The 424-nt window shown below is 67.2% G+C and carries 1 pseudogene; it reads right to left on the reverse strand.

Going from position 1 to position 424, the window contains the following annotated elements:
- A pseudogene (locus AC1D1Y_RS26525) lies at positions 1-424 on the reverse strand (insulinase family protein); the annotation flags it as partial.

The raw sequence follows: 424 nt of genomic DNA on the forward strand, positions 1-424 counted from the left end.
AGCCGAGGCAAAGGCAATGCGTTGCTCAGAGGCTTCTTTCAGCGGCAGCACTTCGGGCACGACAGGCTGCGGCGCACACGTGGTCTTGGGCAGGCGCGACAGCAATCGCGTCACCAGGGCATCAGCCTGCGCACGGGTCAACGCGCCCACGATGCTCACGCTCGCATCACAGGCCCGCACGGCGCTGGCGTGCAGCGCGCGCAGGTCCTCCACGCCGATGCGCAGCAGACTCTCTTCCGTCATCTCCCAGCCATACGGGTGGTTGCTGTACACCGCGCGGTTAAAGGCGCGTGCCGCCAACGTAGCGGGGCGGGTGTTGGCCTCTTTCAGGCTGGCAATCATTTTGGGCCGGTCGCGCAGCCAGGGCGCTTCGGGAAACGACGGCTCGCCGAGTTGGCGCGCGGCCAGCACTACGGCCTTGTCC

This window comes from Polaromonas sp. P1_G1 (genome assembly GCF_056405595.1).